The sequence below is a fragment of the Heliobacterium chlorum genome, assembly GCF_014502795.1.
Taxonomy (GTDB): Bacteria; Bacillota; Desulfitobacteriia; order Heliobacteriales; family Heliobacteriaceae; genus Heliobacterium; species Heliobacterium chlorum.
Genome location: NZ_JACVHF010000001.1, coordinates 427,880 through 446,444, shown reverse-complemented (window position 1 = coordinate 446,444; position 18,565 = coordinate 427,880). Strand labels below are relative to the sequence as shown.

Below are 18,565 nucleotides of genomic sequence, written 5' to 3'. Positions count from 1 at the left end.
TCTATGGAAAAGGAATCCTTAATTGTTCAGCGCTTGCAGAGGCGCGGGGATTCGACCGCCCCGGGAGATGAAAGCGGACGAACTGAAGTTATGCACGGGCATGACGGGGGCATGGCCGAGGAGACCGCCGAACTCGACATGGTCGCCCACCTTTTTTCCGGGGACGGGGATGACGCGCACCGCTGTGGTCTTGCGGTTGATCATGCCGATAGCCGCTTCATCAGCGATGATCGCTGAGAGAGTTTCCGCCGGCGTGTCGCCGGGAACAGCGATCATGTCCAAGCCGACAGAGCAGACGCAGGTCATCGCTTCCAGCTTATCGAGCGTAAGCGCCCCCACTTCCACGGCGGCGATCATGCCGGCATCTTCACTGACGGGAATAAAGGCGCCTGATAAGCCGCCAACATAGGAGGAGGCCATGGCACCGCCTTTTTTGACGGCGTCGTTCAACATAGCCAAGGCTGCTGTGGTACCGTGGGTGCCGCAACGCTCCAGGCCCATCGCCTCGAGAATGTCGGCGACGCTGTCACCGATGGCCGGCGTCGGCGCTAAGGATAGATCGACGATGCCGAAGGGAACGCCGAGACTCTCTGAGGCAGCTCGGCCAACGAGTTCACCCATGCGGGTGATTTTAAAGGCCGTATGTTTGATCGCTGAGGCTAAGGTCCCAAAATCGCAGTGGGGATCCTTGCGGACAGCATTGAGCACAACACCGGGACCGCTGACACCGACGTTGATGACACACTCGGGCTCTCCAATGCCATGAAAAGCTCCGGCCATGAAAGGGTTGTCCTCAGGCACGTTACAGAAGACAACCAGCTTCGCACAGGCCAAGCCATCCCGGTCGGCAGAAGCTTCCGCAGCCGCTTTGACGACTCGTCCCATCAGTGCGACAGCGTCCATATTGATACCTGCTTTGGTCGTCGCCACGTTGACAGAAGCACAAACCCGGTCCGTCGTGCTCAACGCCTCCGGCAGCGAATCGATGAGCGCCTTATCTCCGGGAGTCATCCCTTTGTGAACAAGGGCTGAGTATCCGCCGATAAAGTTGACGCCCACTTCTTTGGCTGCCTCATCTAAAGCGCGGGCCACGATGGTATATCCCTCTAAGCCCATGCTTTCAGCCACCAAAGCGATTGGGGTTACCGAAATCCGTTTGTTGATGATAGGGATGCCGTAGCGCCGTTCGATCTCTTCCCCGACAGGCACGAGGTTTTTGGCAGTCCGGGTGACTTTATTGTAGATAGCTTGAGCCGTAGCTTTCGCATCGGTCCGGCAGCAGTCGCGCAAGGATATGCCCATGGTGATGGTCCGGATATCGAGATTCTCCATCTGAACCATCCGTATCGTTTCCAGGATCTCCTGAGTTGTGATTGACAGAGGCATGAGTGATTATCCCTCCAACCCGGATCGATTAAATCCGGTGCATGAATTTAAAAACGTCCTCGTGTTGAGCCATGATTTGAACACCAAGTTCATTACCCTTTTGTTCTAAAGTCGCCCGCAATTGATCATAGCTGATCGTGGCAACGGCCATATCGATGACCATGATCATCGAAAAGATTTCCCCTTGCATGATCGTCTGGCTGATATCTAAGATATTGGCTCCGGCATCGGCAATAATGGTCGCCACGCTGGCAATGATCCCTACACGGTCCTGACCCAGCACGGTCACGATGACACGGTTTTCCTTTTTCTCCGACATTGACTCATTCACTCCTTAGAAATATCAAAGGGGCACCGCCCCCTTGGAATACCTGGAATCGGTCATCCCAATATATTCGGGGTAGTACCCTTAACTCCTGCAAGCACTCTTATTTTGTCGAAAAAGCTCAAAGCAGTAGGTTCACGAACTGGCCATTTTTCATGAGGGCTCCGTTCGCTTCGTCTGTATCGACATGCATCTCCGACGCAAAAGATTCATGGACCCGGATCAGGACTTGGTCAAAGCGCACTCCCCGAGGTCCGCTGACTTCCACGGAGATGCGTTGCTTATCTTTGACGCCAAGTTGAGATGCCTCTTGGAGATTGAGATGGATGTGACGGGCCGCAACGATAGCCCCCTCCGGTAATGCCACTTCCCCTTTCGGGCCCACGAGCGTAATGCCTGGGGTATCCTTCAAATCGCCAGAGTCGCGGATCACCGGCGGAATCCCCAGCTTATAACAATCGGTCACAGAGATCTCAACCTGGGACTGTTTGCGCAGGGGCATCAAGAGACGCACCCCTTCGATCAGTCCCTTCGGTCCCATTAAGGTAACTACGTCTTTCGTAGCGTATTGGCCCGGCTGGGAGAGGTCCTTCATAAAAACCGGTTCATACCCCTCGCCAAAGAGGCGAACCAGATCCTCTTTCGCCAAATGGAAATGCCGGTTGGATATTCCTACGCTGACTTGCTTTATCGTTCCCGTGCCTGTCTTATCGACCGCCAGTTCGAGCACGCTCTCCTTCCCCCTCATCAAAGTCCTCGTCATCGTTTAGGATGACCGAGGACTTTGATGCTATGAGTCAGGAAGGGTAGGAGTTATTGGTTTAGCTCACACTGATTCGCCAATCGCGGCAGCACAACGGGGGCATACGGTGGGATGATCTTCGCTTTGTCCCACTTGTTCGCTGTAGTTCCAGCAGCGTTCACACTTTTGTCCTGGCGCTTTTTCTACGGTGACGGCGACTCCAGGCAGTTCGGCATCCCGGAAAGCCTCAACGGGTGCATCCTTCAAGGAGATCAGTTGTACCACCGATACGATGAAGAAGGTGGCCAGATCTTCTTTGCTCAGGAAAGCTTGTAGCTCTTCGTCGACATAGAGAGTCACCTTTGCCTCCAGCGAGTGCCCGATCACTTTCGACTGGCGGGCATTCTCTAAGGCTTTCGAGACGCGGGTACGGATTTCCAACATCCGATCCATTTTTTCGGCTAATGCATCGTCGATAAATTTGCTGTCAAACTGAGGCCAACCGGCGGTCTGAACCGTATTCGACTGTTCTTTGGCGCCGGGCAGGTATCCCCAAACCTCTTCGGCCGTAAAGCTGATGAAGGGGGCTAGCATACGCACGAGGGCATCAGCTGTTCGATAAAGAACAGTCTGGGCCGAGCGGCGTTCCGGCGATTTCGCCGGTGATGCGTAGAGTCGATCCTTGATGATGTCGAGATATAAGGCGCTCATGTCGACGGCGCAGAAATTGTGAATCGCATGGTAGACCACGTGGAACTCATAGTTCCGGCAAGCTGTCGTCACCCGTTGGATGAGCTTATGGAGCGCCATCATAGCCCAGCGATCCAACTCGGTCATCTGTTCAAAGGGAACGGTGTCCGCTTTTGGATCGAAGTCGGCAATATTTCCGAGGAAATAGCGGAAGGTGTTGCGGATCTTCCGGTAGCCGTCGGCGATTTGCCGCAAGATATTGGGCGACACGGCAACATCGTTCCGGTAGTCGACGGAAGCGACCCACAAACGCAAGATGTCAGCACCCATGTCTTTGATGACAGCCAGAGGATCGACGCCGTTACCGAGGGATTTGGACATCTTGCGGCCTTGCTCATCGACGAGGAAGCCATGGGTCAAGACGGCCTTATAGGGAGCCGTTCCCTTCGTGGCGACGGCTGTCGACAAGGAGGAGTTGAACCAGCCGCGGTGTTGGTCTGAACCTTCGAGATAGAGGTCGGCCGGGAAATGAAGATTCTCCCGCGTTTCCAAGACCGCCTGGTGAGAAGAGCCTGAGTCAAACCACACGTCCATGATGTCGGTCTCTTTGCGGAAGTGCTGATGGCCGCACTTGCCGCAGGACAGTCCCGGCGGAACGAGTTCGTCCGCTTCCTTGGCGAACCAGACGTCAGAACCATGCTCTTTGAAAAGCCCCTGGATATGGCAGATGGTTTCGTCATTGATGATCGTTTCACCGCAATCGGCGCAGTAGAAGATGGGAATGGGAACACCCCAGGTTCGCTGCCGGGAGATACACCAGTCTCCCCGATCGGCAACCATGTTATGGATGCGGTCACGTCCCCAAGCAGGGATCCAGCGGACCTGATCGATCGCATCGAGGGCTTCCTTACGGAATCCGTCGATGGAGGCAAACCACTGCTCTGTAGCCCGGAAGAGGATCGGGTGCTTACAACGCCAGCAGTGGGGATACTGGTGCTTAATCTTATCGGCCTTGATCAGCAAGCCGCGGTTTTTTAACTCTTCAACGACGGCCGGATTGGCTTGTGTCGTCGACATGCCGGCGAAGATGCCGCCTTCGGCGGTGAATTTACCCCGGAAGTCAACGGGAGAGATGACAGGTAAGTTATAAACCTTACCCACCTGGAAGTCTTCGACGCCGTGACCGGGCGCAGTATGAACGCAGCCGGTACCTTGTTCCAAGGTGACATGGTCTCCAAGGATGACTAAGGAATCCCGATCCACAAAGGGATGGCGGCAGATCGATTTTTCCAGATCGCGCCCTTCGAATTCCTGCAAAATCTGGCCGCCTTCGAGACCGCTGTCAGCCATAAAGCGCGCCAGCAGTTCTTTCGCAACGACCAGTTTGTCGTCGCCGAACTGGACGAGCACGTAGGCAAATTCAGGATGGACCGTAATGGCAACGTTCGCCGGTAAGGTCCAGGGGGTCGTCGTCCAGATGACTACATAGGCATCTTCTACGGGGAAGAGCCCTTTTGCGTCCAGCACAGGGAATTTCACGTAGATGGAGGGCGATTCCTTGTCTCCGTACTCCACTTCTGCTTCGGCTAAGGCCGTTTCGCAGGAAGCGCACCAGTAAACCGGTTTAAGGCCTTTATAGATATAGCCTTTCTTGGCCATTTCGCCGAAGACACCGATCTGAGCCGCCTCGAACTCCGGTTGCAGCGTCAGATAGGGATGGTCCCAGTCGCCACGAACACCAAGCCGTTTAAATTCCTCCCGCTGGATGCCGACGTACTTCATGGCGTAGTCATGGCAGCGGCGGCGAAACTCGACCGTCGACACAGCATGACGGTTTAAACCTAATGCCTTGATCGCCTGCTGTTCGATGGGAAGACCATGCGTATCCCAGCCAGGTATATAGGGCGCATCGTAGCCATCCATGGAATGAAACTTGACGATAAAATCTTTTAAGACTTTATTCAGTGTGTGACCTAGGTGGATATCACCGTTGGCATAAGGGGGGCCATCATGGAGGATGAACTTCGGCTTCCCGGCGTTCGCCTTAGCCACTGCTTCATAAAGGTCGATCTCTTCCCAGAACTTTTGAATGTCCGGTTCCCGTTTTGGCAAATTGGCCCGCATCGGAAATTCCGTTTGGGGTAAATTCAACGTTTTGCTGTAATCGAGGGGTTCTTTCCCACTCACAGTTATCTCACCTCGTTTAAAACTAAAAAACTCCCACCCCTGTAGAAAGGGGCGAGAGTGTTCTCGCGGTACCACCCTTGATCATCTCAGCCTACGAAGAGGTGAGACCTCGTGTATGCGGGTAACGGCCGCCGCCGGCGCCGCCTACTCCCTCTTTCGGCAACGCAGCTCCCGGGGGATATGCGGGCAGCGTCCTTGGCCTGGCTTCCACCGTCCCAGGTTCGCTGTCAACGACCTTCTACTCGCACCTGTCCCGTTCAACGCCATGTAAGCGATTATGTCGAACAAAAGATATCTTTAGTATTATACCGAGGAAATCTGTTTGCTGTCAAACAGTTTCAAGATCTGTTCCTTACTCATGCCGATGACCTCTACTGTTTTCGTGCGCGAAGTCTCCCCGGCGACCAACCGCACCTGGCTCTTCGGCAGCGAAAGGGTTTTGGCAAAAAACGCTTGGCAAGCCCCGTTCGCTTCCCCATCGACAGGAGGTGCCGTCAGGCGAACTTTCAAGGCGTCGTCCAAGAGACCGCAAACCTCATTTTTCGATGCCCGGGGCTGAACACGAATCTTAAAGCGAACGCCACCAGGCACTTCTTGGACCCACAACATCAATCGTCACTGTCCTCATGGAAATGGCTTGGCACCTGAACGTCTTCGACGGAATAGGGTTTATGCCCGCCGGGCAGCCGAACATCCTGATTCAAAAAGGGGATCTTTCCAGGGGGTATCGTGGCCTCGAGGGTCACTGCCGCTTCGTCGCGCGCCTCTTCTTTGAATGCTTCCAGTTGAGAAGTCAGCATAGCCCGGAATTGGACTCGAAACTGGCGTGCCTGGTTGCGCATATGTTCATATTCCCGTTCTATTTCGGACTTCTTGGCTCGGGCCGACTCTAAGATCTTCTCTGCCTGCATGCGAGCCTCTTTCACTCGCAGTTCTGCTTCCCGCTCCGCCGAAAGGCGTACTTCCTCGGCCGTACGCTGAGCCAATACCAGTGTATTGTTTAAGGTCTCCTCGAGGTGACGATAGCGGAGTAAGTTTTCCTCCGTATGGGCCACTTGCTCTTTCAGCAGGATGTTCTCTTTGTATAATTCCTCATGAGCCTGAGAAACCTGCCGCAAGAAATCTTCCACCTCTTCCGGCTTATAACCCCAGGCGCCTTTCCGAAATTGCTTCTGATGAATCTCCAATGGGGTCAACATTTGCAAAACCTCCTTGGCTACCGGTCAACAGGCTGCCAAATCGTTATTCGGATGCGTCCTTTTTTCGTAGGTTCGCCGATTTCCCGCAGAATAGCACGACCGAAACCACGCAAAGACAAGATATCTTTGACGGAAGCCATGCGGCTTCCGTCGCTCGTCTCTAACCCGTTTACACGCAGCAATCCTCGCGAGATGGCTTCATCGGCTTTGGAGCGAGATAAATGCCAAATGGCCGCCACGATAGCGTCAAATCGTAAGGACGCCACCGTGACCGACTTCTCCTCACCTTTTTCGACAAAGTCCGGCTTTTCATCGCCATCCCATAAGCGCACCGATAAGGGGAACCGTTGAACTTGGTTCCAGTGAGCTTCCACATACGCGGCCACATCACGGTCCACGAGAACGGCACAACCCTTTTCGGTCAGCTTCAAGTCGCCCATTTTTTCTCGACGGATCCCTAGACCCAACAAAGATCCTAAATAATCGCGGTGACCGATTTTGTCAACTTCTCCCCGAACTTCTCCTATGAGCCAGCAACTTCGGCTGTCCAGCAACTCCCATTCTCCCGGCAAAAGAACCAATCGTTTCCGCTCTGCTTCAGGATAGCCCCCATCGTCCACGACAGATACATCATCAAGGCCCCGCAAGATATCTATCGCTGTTTTGAGCAGAAACGGTTCCAAAAAGTCTGTAACCTGCTGCTTAGAGGACCGCCGACACAGTTCAGCAAGGTCGATAATGCGTGCCATTTTCTCCCTGACCTCTCCCGGCGGGAGGTGAGAGAGCATCCGTTCTCGATGAAACCCCATTTAGAGGATCAACCGGATTAGGACAGACTCCAGCAGTTCCAACAGAAAGTAGCCTAAAATCGGTGAGAAGTCGAGAGGCAGGCTGCGGGGAACCGGAATGATGCGGCGCAAAGGTCCGAGAACAGGTTCTGTCAAATCATAGATGAAACGAAAAATGGTGCTCTCTGGATTGTGAGGAAAATAGGAGATGATCACACGAACGACGATGAGGAACTTCATCACGTCAAAGGCAGTCCGTACGATGTCATAGGCAGTAAAACTCAAGAGTAAACCCCCGTTTCCTAAAAAAACCCGGCGTTGCCGCCGGGTCCTTTTAGCTTATTGGGAACCCGACAGTTCACGGGCTCGTTTGGTTCCGGCATGGATGGCGGCATAGATGGCCGAACGGAAACCGCCGTCTTCCAGCGCTTGCACGCCAGCGATCGTCGTTCCACCAGGCGATGTCACTTTGTCTCGCTCTACGGCCGGATGATTTCCAGTCTCGATCAGCAGTTGGGCCGAACCGATGACCGTCTGAATCGCTAGTTTGCGAGCCAGATCCCTCGTTAAACCTTCTTTTACACCGGCGTCGATCAACGCTTCGATGAAGAGGTATACATAGGCTGGACCGCTCCCGCTTAAACCGGTCACGGCATTGAGGTAAGTTTCCGGAAGAACTTCAGCGATTCCTACGGCTTCCAATAAAGCTTTCGCAGTCTGTACATCCTGTTCCGCTGCCGCCCTTCCCCCCGAGAGGGCCGAGGCGCCTTTGCCGATCAAGGCCGGCGTATTGGGCATCACTCGAATCAGCGGAACTTCCGGTGAAAGCCAGCTTTCCAACTGCGCCAGCGTAATTCCGGCGGCGATGGAAATCACGAGATGCTCGGAGCGAATAGCTGACTTCAAGGGTGCCAGCACCGCAGGCAACACTTGCGGTTTTACGGCCAGCACGACAATATCGCTTTGCTGACAGACAACTGAGTTATCGGAGGTCGTCTGCACAGCCATCTCGCTTTGCAGATAAGCAAGGCGAGATGGGTTGGGGTCTGAAACGGTGATGGCTTGAGGTGGCATGAGACGGACCAAACCGCGCAACAAGGCTTCCGCCATGGCTCCTCCGCCGATAAAACCGATACGGCGGTTTTCTAACAGGGAAACGTTCAACCTTCTATTCCTCCTTACCCCTTGCTGGCCCAAGCCAGAGGAGTGCGGATAGTGTCTTCAACACTGATCTCGCCGGAGATATCGACGTTGCTCGGGGCAAATACAAAGATATGAGCGCCCACTTTTTGCATCGATCCGTTCAGTGCATAGGTAGTGCCGCAAACAAAATCGATGACCCGCTGGGCCATTTCGCGATCAGCCTTCTCCAAGTTTAGGATAACCTGACGGCGATTTTTTAGATGGTCGGCTACATTTTTTGCTTCGTCAAAGGTTTTCGGTTCGATGACCACAACCTTCAACTCCTTCTTCTGCCGTTCCGATACGAGACTGACAACGGGTGCTGCCGGTCGTTCGACCCGCTCCACCATCCGTCGGGCGAAGGAAGATTCCTTTTCCTCCGTCTTTTGTGCTTGAGGTTCTTGTTCCTCAACTTCCTCGATTTCGTCCCCCAGCCCCATCAGGCTGTAGAACTTTTCCATGATTTTGGCCATTGCCAATGCTCCTCCTCCCTATCGGCGTTCACCAAAGAGGCCTGAACCGACCCGAACTATGGTGGCGCCTTCTTCAACGGCAACTTCATAATCGTTCGTCATTCCCATGGACAGATGCTGCATCTCTACCCGAGCCAAGTTCAGTTCACGGACTTCCAGAGACAGTTGGCGTAACTCTCGAAAGACCCAGCGGATCTCCTCCGAATTGTCCACAAAGGGAGCCATCGTCATCAGTCCGCGAATATGTACCCCGTCCAGACTGGAGAGACTCCTCAAGAGAGGAACCAGTTCTTGCTTGGGTACGCCATGCTTAGACTCTTCCCCGGAGACGTTGACCTCGACTAAACAGTCGATGGAACGCTGTAGAAGGCCCGCATGCTTGTGGATGGCCTCGGCTAAGGACAGCCTGTCTAAGGAGTGAATCAGTTCTACCTTGTCATAAATGTATTTCACTTTGTTGGTCTGCAGGGTGCCGATGATGTGCCATCGCACAGGTCCCTGGACATGAGGGTATTTGCTGAGCAGTTCCTGTACCCGGTTCTCGCCGAGACGAAACTGGCCCGCATCGACGACTTGTTGAATCGTCTCCACAGGGACTGTTTTTGTGACGGCTAACAGTTGGACCTCTTCTGGTGCTCGGCCGCCCCGCAAGGCAGCTTCTCTAATCTTTTGGCGTACACGGTCCAAATTTTCTACAATATGGCCCATGATCGCTCAATCCCTTCACTACGCTCGTATTTCGCCGTCCAACAGGGAAATCCTGCTAACTTCTACCTTGAATTCTAACCTTTTCTTAAGTTTTTTATTTAATTTCTTGTCCTTCTTTGAGGAGCGTCGGATTTTGAATGACGAGCAGGCCCTCGTCAAGGCCCTCTACGATCACCTGTTCGCCGACGGCGTAGACTAGGTTGACGTTCCGCCATTCAGCTCGGTTCTTCACACTGACCCAGACACCCTGTTCTCCGTTACGTTCCACAAGGGCACTCTTGGGCAACAGTACGCCCTTATGGACCTTGTCCACCAGCAACAAAGGTATCGTTCGGGCCTTGAGCACATCCATGGGCGGGTTAGACAATTGAATCAATGCCCACACATCGTCGCCGCCGCGGACATTGAGCACCTTCCCGTAAAAATTCGGCCCGGCAGCATTTATCGCCAAGGTCACCCGGCGCGTCGGAACGAGAGGACCGCCCAGATCTTTCACGTTGTAATGAATGAGAAAATAGGCTTTTTCCAGGTTATCGACGACTTTGAATAGGGGCGTTCCTTTTTGGACTACCGAATCGGGATTGACCTCCCAGGGCTTTTCCCGTAAGGTGGCCAGTTGCTCCGGGTTGAGTTCATCAAGCACCCGTGAGTTGAGCACTTCCTCCAGTCCGTCCATGCGGTAACTGATCAGACCGGCCCGAGGAGAAAAGACATCCTGTAGAGAACCCATTTCGCTTCCGGAGGGATTTAATTCCTTAATTTTTACGACCGGGGCGCCGACACGGGCTCGTTCCCCATCGTTCACCAGCCGTTGAACACGACCGGAAAGGGGGGCATTGACGATAAATTCATCGCGGATAACCCATCCCGGCAGCGGACGTGTTTCCGAGAGTTGCCCCATTTTGGCTGGTTGCACCTCAACGACGACTTTCACGAACATCCCTGTGATCTTGTCTTTCAACCACCAACCACCCAATCCAGCTAACAGCAAGACGGCAAACAGGGCTGAGAGGCGCAGGAACGCTAGGCGTCGCCGCTTCTTCAACGCCTCTTTTCCAACTGGAACCATGGTCAGCCGGGACATGGATCCACCCCTCTATCTACATGTTACGTTAGTCCCCTTGCGTAGGGCCTTCATTGGACATACCGGTCACGTCCAATACTTTAAAGATGAGGCTTAAGAGAATCGCCACGACGGTGGCTAAAGACATCCCCTTCAGCGCGATGGGACCCCAGGTGAGGCTCGCGCCGCTAATGCCGATGATGAGCACCACAGAAGTCAAAATTAGATTGGTCGCTTTGGAGTAGTCCACTTTGGCCTCGACGAGCATACGGATTCCCGATGCGGCAATGACCCCAAATAGCAACATTGACACACCGCCCATAACCGGGCTCGGAATCGCTTGGATCGCCGCAGCCAGCTTACCGAAAAAGGAAAGGATGATAGCGAAGATGGCGGCACCGCCGAGTACCCAAGTGGAGTAGACTTTGGTGATGGCCAAGACACCGATATTTTCCCCATAGGTCGTGTTGGGAGTGGAACCGAAGAAGCCCGATAACAAGGTCGACAGACCATTTCCGAGCAGCGAACGGTGTAAGCCGGGATCTTTCGACAAGTCCCTGCCAACGATATTGCTGGTCACCACCAAATGACCGATATGCTCCGCGATAACCACCAGGGCTGCCGGCATGATCACAGCGATCGCTTCCCACTTAAATACGGGTGTATAGAAAGCCGGTGCCGCTACCCATTTGGCATTCTCCACAAGGGTCCAATTGACCATCCCGAGACCGCTGGACAAGGTATACCCGGCCAGGACACCGATCAAGATGGGAATGATCGCTAAAAAGCCTCGAAAAACGACAGATCCTAAGATAGTGATAGCCAAGGTAAAGACGGAGACGAATATGGCTTTCGGATCAAAGGCGGTTCCCGGGTCGGGAAGAAAGCCGGCCATCTTGGCGGCTACTGGCGCGAGTTCTAAACCGATTACGGCCACAATGGCGCCCATGGCTGCCGGCGGGAAAACGACGTCGATCCAGCTTGTCCCAATCACTTTGATCAGTAAGGCAACTAAAGTGAAGATGAGGCCAACGACGATAAACCCACCGAGGGCTCCCTCATATCCATATTGAGGGATCACCACCAGAACGGGAGAAATAAAGGCGAAACTAGACCCCAGATAAGCAGGAATCTTACCTTTACAAATGAGGATATAGAGGAGAGTGCCGATTCCGTTAAACAGCAGGATAGTGGCTGGGCTCACTTGAAATAGCAGAGGTACGAGAACCGTGGCACCGAACATGGCGAAAAGATGTTGGAGGCTCAAAGGAATCGTCTGTAGCAGCGGTAAACGTTCGTCAACTTGGATCTCGCGTTTCATTGCAATTGCTCTCTCCTTACAAATGTCGTTATGTAGTTGTCATTTTTCATTCGATGGTTAAAGTGATGGGGTCGCGGCCTAATTCCCCCTCCTTTTTGGCGTGATTTCCTTGATGCTCAGTAAATACCAGTTTATATTATACCGGATTTTTCTGAGCAACAAAGTCTCCAGACAAAGAAAAACAAGCTTTCGGTGAGAAATGGCTCACCAAAAGCTTGCGCCGATCCTTCGGGACTTATTTATTCAGATCTTTGCGCTGACCTGTGACCAAGTAAACGACAGACTCGGCGATGTTAGTCGCATGGTCGCCGAAACGCTCCAGGAACCGCGCGATGAAAATCAGTTGATTCCCCTGGTTCACCACGTTGGAGTTGGCCGACATCATTTCCATTAGGTCTTTGAAAATCTCCCGGTAGAGAGTATCTACTTGATGATCCATTTCGCTCATCTGCACGGCCAGCGCTACATCTTCATTGATATAGGCATCAAGGCCGTCTTTGACCATCTTTTGACATAGATCCGCCATCTGGGGGATATGCTCGAAGGGTTTTAAATAGGCTTGACCATTGAGGCGGATCACCGCTTTGCAGATATCGCCCACATTATCAGCCATCCGTTCCAAGTCGACCGAAATTCGCCAAGTGGCGGAGATTTTCCGGAGATCTTTCGCCATGGGCTGTTGGGTGGCGATCAGCTTGATACAACGATCTTCGATCTCTAGTTGTAGCTGATTTATCTTTTCGTCACCATCGAGTACCGCTGACGCCAGGTCGGCATCCCGTTTGACGAGCGATTGTACACCGTTGTAAATCGCTTCCTCGACCATCGCCCCCATGCGCAGCAGGTCGTGCTGTAGGTTTTTTAACAGATGATCCATCTCTATGCAATGCATCTTATGGCTCCCGCCCCTCTCTAACCGCTTAACCGAAGCGGCCCGTAATATAATCTTCGGTACGCTGATCCTTCGGATTCGTGAAGATAACTTCCGTATCATCAAACTCGACCAGATCACCGACGAGGAAAAAGGCTGTCTTGTCTGAGATCCGGGCGGCCTGCTGCATGTTGTGCGTTACAATGACAATCGTGTAATACTGCTTTAATTCGCGGATCAACTCTTCGATCTTCAAGGTAGAGATGGGGTCTAAGGCAGAAGTCGGTTCATCCATGAGTAAAACTTCCGGTTGAATCGCCAAGGCACGGGCGATACAGAGACGCTGTTGCTGCCCGCCGGACAGACCTAACGCTGGTTTGTGGAGGCGGTCTTTCACTTCGTCCCAAAGAGCGGCCTGGCGCAATGATGTTTCCACGATCTCGTCGAGACGGGCTTTGTCTTTCAACCCATGCAGCTTGGGCGCATAGGCGACGTTTTCATAAACCGATTTCGGAAAAGGGTTGGGCGCTTGGAAGACCATCCCTACGCGCTTGCGCAGGGCTACCACATCGGTGTCGGGATGATAGATCTCAGTATCTTCGAACATCAGCTTGCCTTGCACACGGCAGGTGGGAATAATATCATTCATCCGGTTGAGACAACGGAGGAAAGTGGATTTTCCACAGCCGGAAGGGCCGATGAGGGCCGTCACCTGACGCTCTCCCATGGAGATATGGATATCTTTTAACGCATGAAAGTCTCCATAAAATAAATTGAGATTTTCTGCAGAAATTTTCGTTTTAATCATTTTTCCTCCTACACCTTACGTAAGCGGCGGAAATAGGACCGTAAGAGCACAGCCGCTAAATTGAGCCCCAACACCAGCAGCATCAGCACTGTCGCTGTTCCATAAGGAATCTTCTCATCGGCGTTAGGAACTTGTGTGGCGATCACATAGAGGTGGTACGGCAAGGCCATTACTTGGTCAAAGACGCTGTTTGGCAGACGAGGCAAGAAAAAAGCAGCAGCCGTCAGCAAAATTGGCGCCGTTTCACCAGCTGCACGGGCCAAACCCAAGATGGAACCGGTCATGATTCCCGGCAGCGCATTCGGAAGCACGATAAATAGGATCGTTTGCAGTTTCGTCGCGCCGAGGGCTAAACTGGCTTTCCGGAAGCCGTTAGGCACCGCGCGAAGCGCTTCTTCGGATGTCGTGATGATGACCGGCAAGACCATCAGGGCTAATGTCAATGAACCGGCTAAGATAGATGCGCCGAAGTTCAGAAAGAGCACGAAGAATCCAAGGCCGAACAGACCAAAGACGACAGAGGGAACACCGGCTAAATTGACGACGGCCAGTCGGATAACCCGGGTGACCCAAGATTCGCGAGCATACTCGACCAAGTATACAGCCGTCATGACGCCTACAGGGAGAGCGAAGAGAATCGTCCCTACGATGAGATAAAAAGTACCGACAATCGCCGGAAAAATTCCGCCTGCCGTCATACCCTTCTTGGGGTTCTCTGTGATGAACTCCCAAGTAAGTGCCGGAAAACCTTTCGAAAAAAGATCCCATAAGACGACGGCCAAACAGAGAACGATCAAGGCAGTCATCGCACGGAGCACATGAAAAGCGATTTTTTCTTGCATCTTTGGAGACAACTTATTCGACCTCCTTCATGCGCCGGCTGACCATATCAGCGATCAGGTTGATGATAAAAGTCATGATAAACAAAACAGCACCGACGACGAACAAGGCATGATAATGGTCACTGCCCCGGGCCACTTCGCCCATCTCGGCGGCGATGGTCGCCGTCATCGTACGGACAGGAACCAGGAAGGAATCGGGAATGATGCCTGCGTTCCCTGTGACCATCAATACGGTCATCGTTTCACCGATAGCACGGCCAATTCCAAGCATGACCGACGCGGTGATACCGGAAAAGGCTGCCGGAACGATCACCGTAACAATGGCTTGCCAACGGGTGGCGCCGAGACTTAAGGCGGCTTCCATGTACTTTCCAGGTACGGACGAGATGGCATCTTCGGAAATGGAGGTGATCGTCGGCAGGGCCATCAGGGCTAAAGTGATAGCACCGGTGAGGGCTGTCAATCCGGTCGGCAAATGAAAAAGGCTTTTTACGACGGGTGCTAAGAAGGCCATTCCGAAGAACCCGAGGACGACAGAAGGGATACCAGCCAGCACTTCAATCGTCGGTTTAAGGATCTCCCTGACCATAGGACTGGCTACCATGGACAAGTATATGGCGGCACCTACACCTAAAGGGACGCTAATCACGATCGCACCGACAGTCACGATCAGAGAACCTGCGATCAGCGGAATCAGCCCAAAGACGGGCGGCTGCGAGATAGGATACCATTTGCTCGCCGTCAAGGAAGCTGCAGTTTTCGCATCAAATAACACTGGCAGCGCCTCTTTAAAAAGAAAGAGGAAAATCAGAATAATCGTGACGACGCCGATAAATGCACTGGCAAACAAAATTCCTTCCGATACTTTTTCAAATGCGTTCCAAGCGCGACGGCGTTTGGAAGCGCTCTTCGCCAAGGAAGGCTTTTCAACGGTCACGACATCTTTAATGGCCATGTGTTCTCCATTGGGACTCATCAAAAATTCAGCCCCCTCAATGATGAAAACGGTTTTTGACAGGAAAAAGGGCAGAGGCGATCGGTCGACTCTGCCCACCTTCCTAATTGGATTCTACATTTAAACCAAGTTTGGTCCGGTTATTTTGCAGTGACGAAGTCCATCGATTTGACGATTTGTTGCCCTTCATCGCTCAGCATAAAGTCAACGAAAGATTTGGCTAAGCCTTCCGGTTCACCAGCGGCATAGACGAAGAGCGGACGAGAGACCGGATAAGATTTGTCTTTCACAGTAGCTTCGGAAGGCATAACGGCTGCGCTTTGGCCATCTTTTTTCACACCGAGCGTTTTCGTCGTATCTTTCAAGTAACCGAGGCCTACATAACCGATAGCCCCTTTGTTAGCTTCGACTTCTTTGACAATGGCCGCGTTGGACGATTGCAGCAGTGCATCGGTCCGATAATCTTTGTTCTTCATCACGTGCTCTTTGATGAAAACGTGTGTACCGGAAGAGGTTTCCCGGGCATAGACTACGATTTTTTCATCAGGGCCGCCGAGTTCTTTCCAGTTGCTCACTTTGCCCGTATAGATATCAGACAGTTGGTCCATCGTCAGTTCTTTAACGGGATTGTCTTTGTTAACAATAAAACCGATGCCATCGCGGGCGATGACGATCTCTTTCGTATCTTTACCAGTTTTTTCTTTAAGTTCTTTTTTCTCTTCGTCCTTCATTTCCCGGGACGCGTTAGCCAAGTCTGTGGTGCCGTTAATCAAAGCTTTGATACCGGTACCGGAGCCACCACCGGTGACCGCGATATTGGCGTCTTTATTCTTTTCCATGTACGTCTCAGCCATCTTTTGGCTTAAGTTGACGATTGTGTCGGAACCTTTTACTTGTATCGATCCTTTTTGAGCGCTGGCGGCTGGTTTGTCCGCATTCGTTTCTTTGGCGGAGTTTCCGCCGCAGCCTACGGCTACAGTGCCCAGCAGACCGACCATGGCGGTCAGGGCGATCAGTTTGGAGAATTTCTTCAGGTTCATAATTACCGAAAATACCTCCTCTAAATTTGACGTTCACGCATTACGCATGTCCGTTGTTCCTATACAACAATAACGGTTTTATGTTAGGTCAGAATTATGGTCAGATTAAGAAACGGTTAAGTCCCTTGCCGATTCACCATCGATGACATATATGCTGCCGGCATAATGTTTGGCCCTTTTTTTCACTTCTGCTGCAGCTTCCCCGTTCTTATTTTCGTCATCTGATCCAAAAGACTGCGCACAGTGACTACGCCGAGGCATCTGTTTTCATCGGTTACGATGATGTGATCGTAGAGCCGCTGGAACGGTCGCGATGTGGCCATCTGGGATACTTTTTCTAGGCGCATCGATGCATCGACGATCAGCGGGTCTTGATCCATGACCAGCGATATGGGTCGCTCTGAATAAAGGGCGACACCATACTGATTTCCCAGGTGATAATACATCTTCTCACGCATGACTAAGCCCACCGGTCGCATACCATCGAGAATGACAATGCTGTTACAATCGGAATGTCGCTGAAAGTATTTCATCGCCTCTTTGGTCAACGCTTCTTTCGGCAAGGAACTACACTCCTCGACGAGATGGCCAACCGTCAGCGAATGGATTATCTCCCCTCTTCCTCGGGATTTCATAGCCGACAACAACTGTGTTACTTCTGGCGACGGCTCTCTTTTCTCCGGTGACGGCCGGCCCAGATAATAGCCTTGGCCGATGTGAACCCCCATTTGAGCGAGCAGACGCAGTTCCTTCTCTGTCTCGATCCCCTCGGCCACGATCTTGGCCCCTATCTTTTCTCCAAAGGTGACAAAAGTCTCTAGAAGGGCCTGCTTGACCGGAGAGGCATCGATATCCCGGATGAGGGACATGTCGATTTTGATGAAGTCCGGCTGCAGTTCGGCGATGGCTTGCAGGCTCGAATAGCCGGCGCCGGCATCATCGACAGCGACCCGGAACCCTTGATCGCGGTAATGCTGGAGTATCTTTCGAAACCCGGTAAAATCTTGAATGGCTGTCCGTTCCGTGATTTCAAATACGACGTTATAGGGAGATAGCCCGTATAAGGCCATCAATCCTCGCGTATATCCCTTCGCAAATAGAGGGTCTTTGACCACAGAAGGGCTGATGTTTAAGAAAAGAAGCCGATCCTGATCGAGGTTATGGCATCCTTTCAGCGCTTTTTCTCGAATGATCCGCTCTAATTGATATAGCAGCCCCGCTTTTTCGGCGAAGGGAAAGAGAATACCTGGAGAAGCAAAGTAACTGTTGACTGGACCCCTCGCCAGCGCTTCGTACCCGATAAGACTGCCGCTTTCCAGGTTGACTAAGGGTTGATAATGGACTTCAAAGTTCCCCTTGACCATGGCATCTTTTAGTTCCCAAACCCGACGTGTCCACTTTGCGTCACTGTGCCCTTTGGCCATAGCTAAGGCTTCTTTGATCGCGTTGTAGACCAGGCTTTCCAAACTCAGTTGGCTATTAGGTTTGACTATGGCCCATCCGATATGTAAATCGAGGGGATCCCGCAAGATGCCTCGTAAGCTTTCGTTTACCTGTTTTAAGATCTGCCTGCGCAATTCTTCGGCATATTCTTCAAGAAAGTCGAGAACTAGTCCGATTTCGCCCCGAGGCAGTGAACAGTAAACCGCGAAATCATCGCCGCTGTAGTTATGGGTGAGCATACCTCGACCGACACCTAGATGCGGCTTGACTTCAAGTATCGTCTTCGTCAGTTCAGTGAGGATGCGTTTGCATAGGGAAAAGCCATAGGCCTGCTCAATGCCGGTAAAATTGACAATATCTAAATAGACGAGGCCTAAACTCTCATGGTCATCAAGGATCTGTTCGAGTTGTTTCAGCACCTCTGTCATCGATGCTGCAGGGGAATAATAATTCACCAGCTTTGAATCGAGCTGACCTCGCCCTTTTAGCCAGTCCTCAAGTATGTCTATCGGTCCCACCCATAAGGTCCTCCCGTTCTTTTT

At 52.4% G+C, this 18,565-nt stretch carries 20 protein-coding genes; 1 reads left to right on the top strand and 19 read right to left on the bottom strand.

The window, feature by feature from the left end; genetic code table 11:
* Nucleotides 1–18: 18 nt before the first annotated feature.
* The 4 genes from H1S01_RS02085 to ileS form a co-directional block, all read right to left on the bottom strand.
* Complete coding sequence (locus H1S01_RS02085; protein ID WP_188038445.1) at nucleotides 19–1,386, bottom strand: PFL family protein; 1,368 nt, start codon at nucleotides 1,384–1,386, stop codon at nucleotides 19–21.
* A 28-nt stretch (nucleotides 1,387–1,414) separates the two neighbouring features.
* Nucleotides 1,415–1,705 carry an ACT domain-containing protein gene (locus H1S01_RS02080; protein ID WP_155474932.1) on the bottom strand — a complete coding sequence of 97 codons (291 nt, stop codon included), beginning with the start codon at nucleotides 1,703–1,705 and terminating at the stop codon, nucleotides 1,415–1,417.
* Nucleotides 1,706–1,832: 127 nt separating this feature from the next.
* Nucleotides 1,833–2,441, bottom strand: a complete 609-nt coding sequence (locus H1S01_RS02075) for a phosphate propanoyltransferase (RefSeq protein ID WP_341479008.1) — start codon at nucleotides 2,439–2,441, stop codon at nucleotides 1,833–1,835.
* Nucleotides 2,442–2,537: 96 nt separating this feature from the next.
* Complete coding sequence (gene ileS / locus H1S01_RS02070; protein WP_243236919.1) at nucleotides 2,538–5,267, bottom strand: isoleucine--tRNA ligase; 2,730 nt, start codon at nucleotides 5,265–5,267, stop codon at nucleotides 2,538–2,540.
* 178 nt (nucleotides 5,268–5,445) lie between these two features.
* Between ileS and H1S01_RS02065 the strand changes: the two genes are divergently transcribed.
* Nucleotides 5,446–5,601 (top strand): hypothetical protein, encoded by a 156-nt coding sequence (locus H1S01_RS02065; RefSeq protein ID WP_188038442.1) that lies wholly within the window; start codon nucleotides 5,446–5,448, stop codon nucleotides 5,599–5,601.
* Nucleotides 5,602–5,633: 32 nt separating this feature from the next.
* Here H1S01_RS02065 and H1S01_RS02060 read toward each other — a convergent pair whose 3' ends face one another.
* From H1S01_RS02060 to H1S01_RS01990, 15 genes are all read right to left on the bottom strand, one after another.
* Nucleotides 5,634–5,939 (bottom strand): DUF167 domain-containing protein, encoded by a 306-nt coding sequence (locus tag H1S01_RS02060; protein ID WP_188038612.1) that lies wholly within the window; start codon nucleotides 5,937–5,939, stop codon nucleotides 5,634–5,636.
* A complete protein-coding gene (locus H1S01_RS02055) occupies nucleotides 5,939–6,529 on the bottom strand; it encodes a DivIVA domain-containing protein (RefSeq protein ID WP_188038441.1) in 591 nt (196 codons plus the stop codon). The genes H1S01_RS02060 and H1S01_RS02055 overlap by 1 nt, the downstream gene beginning before the upstream one ends.
* A 17-nt stretch (nucleotides 6,530–6,546) precedes the next feature.
* Complete coding sequence (locus H1S01_RS02050) at nucleotides 6,547–7,278, bottom strand: YlmH family RNA-binding protein (protein WP_188038440.1); 732 nt, start codon at nucleotides 7,276–7,278, stop codon at nucleotides 6,547–6,549.
* A gap of 60 nt (nucleotides 7,279–7,338) precedes the next feature.
* Nucleotides 7,339–7,602 (bottom strand): YggT family protein, encoded by a 264-nt coding sequence (locus tag H1S01_RS02045; RefSeq protein ID WP_243236879.1) that lies wholly within the window; start codon nucleotides 7,600–7,602, stop codon nucleotides 7,339–7,341.
* Nucleotides 7,603–7,656: 54 nt separating this feature from the next.
* A complete protein-coding gene (gene proC / locus H1S01_RS02040) occupies nucleotides 7,657–8,481 on the bottom strand; it encodes a pyrroline-5-carboxylate reductase (RefSeq protein WP_207732124.1) in 825 nt (274 codons plus the stop codon).
* A gap of 14 nt (nucleotides 8,482–8,495) precedes the next feature.
* Nucleotides 8,496–8,972 carry a cell division protein SepF gene (locus tag H1S01_RS02035; RefSeq protein WP_155474702.1) on the bottom strand — a complete coding sequence of 159 codons (477 nt, stop codon included), beginning with the start codon at nucleotides 8,970–8,972 and terminating at the stop codon, nucleotides 8,496–8,498.
* Nucleotides 8,973–8,990: 18 nt separating this feature from the next.
* Nucleotides 8,991–9,680, bottom strand: coding sequence for a YggS family pyridoxal phosphate-dependent enzyme (locus H1S01_RS02030; protein WP_188038439.1), 690 nt, complete (start codon nucleotides 9,678–9,680; stop codon nucleotides 8,991–8,993).
* 94 nt (nucleotides 9,681–9,774) lie between these two features.
* Nucleotides 9,775–10,764, bottom strand: coding sequence for a biotin/lipoyl attachment domain-containing protein (locus H1S01_RS02025; RefSeq protein WP_188038438.1), 990 nt, complete (start codon nucleotides 10,762–10,764; stop codon nucleotides 9,775–9,777).
* A gap of 28 nt (nucleotides 10,765–10,792) precedes the next feature.
* Nucleotides 10,793–12,064 carry a uracil permease gene (gene uraA, locus H1S01_RS02020; RefSeq protein ID WP_188038437.1) on the bottom strand — a complete coding sequence of 424 codons (1,272 nt, stop codon included), beginning with the start codon at nucleotides 12,062–12,064 and terminating at the stop codon, nucleotides 10,793–10,795.
* 235 nt (nucleotides 12,065–12,299) lie between these two features.
* A complete protein-coding gene (gene phoU, locus H1S01_RS02015) occupies nucleotides 12,300–12,956 on the bottom strand; it encodes a phosphate signaling complex protein PhoU (RefSeq protein ID WP_188038436.1) in 657 nt (218 codons plus the stop codon).
* A gap of 28 nt (nucleotides 12,957–12,984) precedes the next feature.
* The gene (gene pstB / locus H1S01_RS02010; protein WP_188038435.1) at nucleotides 12,985–13,743 is read right to left on the bottom strand and encodes a phosphate ABC transporter ATP-binding protein PstB; all 759 of its coding nucleotides are present in this window, start codon (nucleotides 13,741–13,743) and stop codon (nucleotides 12,985–12,987) included.
* Between the two features lie 8 nt (nucleotides 13,744–13,751).
* Nucleotides 13,752–14,597 (bottom strand): phosphate ABC transporter permease PstA, encoded by an 846-nt coding sequence (pstA, locus tag H1S01_RS02005; RefSeq protein WP_188038434.1) that lies wholly within the window; start codon nucleotides 14,595–14,597, stop codon nucleotides 13,752–13,754.
* A 1-nt stretch (nucleotide 14,598) separates the two neighbouring features.
* Nucleotides 14,599–15,561: a phosphate ABC transporter permease subunit PstC gene (pstC, locus tag H1S01_RS02000; protein WP_188038433.1), complete on the bottom strand. Its 963-nt coding sequence runs from the start codon at nucleotides 15,559–15,561 to the stop codon at nucleotides 14,599–14,601.
* A gap of 119 nt (nucleotides 15,562–15,680) precedes the next feature.
* Nucleotides 15,681–16,580 carry a phosphate ABC transporter substrate-binding protein gene (locus H1S01_RS01995; RefSeq protein ID WP_207732123.1) on the bottom strand — a complete coding sequence of 300 codons (900 nt, stop codon included), beginning with the start codon at nucleotides 16,578–16,580 and terminating at the stop codon, nucleotides 15,681–15,683.
* Between the two features lie 182 nt (nucleotides 16,581–16,762).
* Nucleotides 16,763–18,541, bottom strand: coding sequence for an EAL domain-containing protein (locus H1S01_RS01990; RefSeq protein WP_188038432.1), 1,779 nt, complete (start codon nucleotides 18,539–18,541; stop codon nucleotides 16,763–16,765).
* Between the last annotated feature and the right edge of the window lie 24 nt (nucleotides 18,542–18,565).

Bases quoted from the DNA above. Each gene is read 5' to 3' on its own strand.
- H1S01_RS02085 (WP_188038445.1), bottom strand. From the start codon at position 1,386: ATGCCTCTGTCAATCACAACTCAGGAGATCCTGGAAACGATACGGATG.
- H1S01_RS02080 (WP_155474932.1), bottom strand. From the start codon at position 1,705: ATGTCGGAGAAAAAGGAAAACCGTGTCATCGTGACCGTGCTGGGTCAG.
- ileS (WP_243236919.1), bottom strand. From the start codon at position 5,267: ATGCGGGCCAATTTGCCAAAACGGGAACCGGACATTCAAAAGTTCTGG.
- H1S01_RS02065 (WP_188038442.1), top strand. From the start codon at position 5,446: ATGCGGGTAACGGCCGCCGCCGGCGCCGCCTACTCCCTCTTTCGGCAA.
- H1S01_RS02060 (WP_188038612.1), bottom strand. From the start codon at position 5,939: ATGTTGTGGGTCCAAGAAGTGCCTGGTGGCGTTCGCTTTAAGATTCGT.
- H1S01_RS02055 (WP_188038441.1), bottom strand. From the start codon at position 6,529: ATGTTGACCCCATTGGAGATTCATCAGAAGCAATTTCGGAAAGGCGCC.
- H1S01_RS02050 (WP_188038440.1), bottom strand. From the start codon at position 7,278: ATGGCACGCATTATCGACCTTGCTGAACTGTGTCGGCGGTCCTCTAAG.
- H1S01_RS02035 (WP_155474702.1), bottom strand. From the start codon at position 8,972: ATGGCCAAAATCATGGAAAAGTTCTACAGCCTGATGGGGCTGGGGGAC.
- H1S01_RS02030 (WP_188038439.1), bottom strand. From the start codon at position 9,680: ATGGGCCATATTGTAGAAAATTTGGACCGTGTACGCCAAAAGATTAGA.
- H1S01_RS02025 (WP_188038438.1), bottom strand. From the start codon at position 10,764: ATGTCCCGGCTGACCATGGTTCCAGTTGGAAAAGAGGCGTTGAAGAAG.
- uraA (WP_188038437.1), bottom strand. From the start codon at position 12,064: ATGAAACGCGAGATCCAAGTTGACGAACGTTTACCGCTGCTACAGACG.
- phoU (WP_188038436.1), bottom strand. From the start codon at position 12,956: ATGCATTGCATAGAGATGGATCATCTGTTAAAAAACCTACAGCACGAC.
- pstB (WP_188038435.1), bottom strand. From the start codon at position 13,743: ATGATTAAAACGAAAATTTCTGCAGAAAATCTCAATTTATTTTATGGA.
- pstC (WP_188038433.1), bottom strand. From the start codon at position 15,561: ATGAGTCCCAATGGAGAACACATGGCCATTAAAGATGTCGTGACCGTT.
- H1S01_RS01995 (WP_207732123.1), bottom strand. From the start codon at position 16,580: ATGAACCTGAAGAAATTCTCCAAACTGATCGCCCTGACCGCCATGGTC.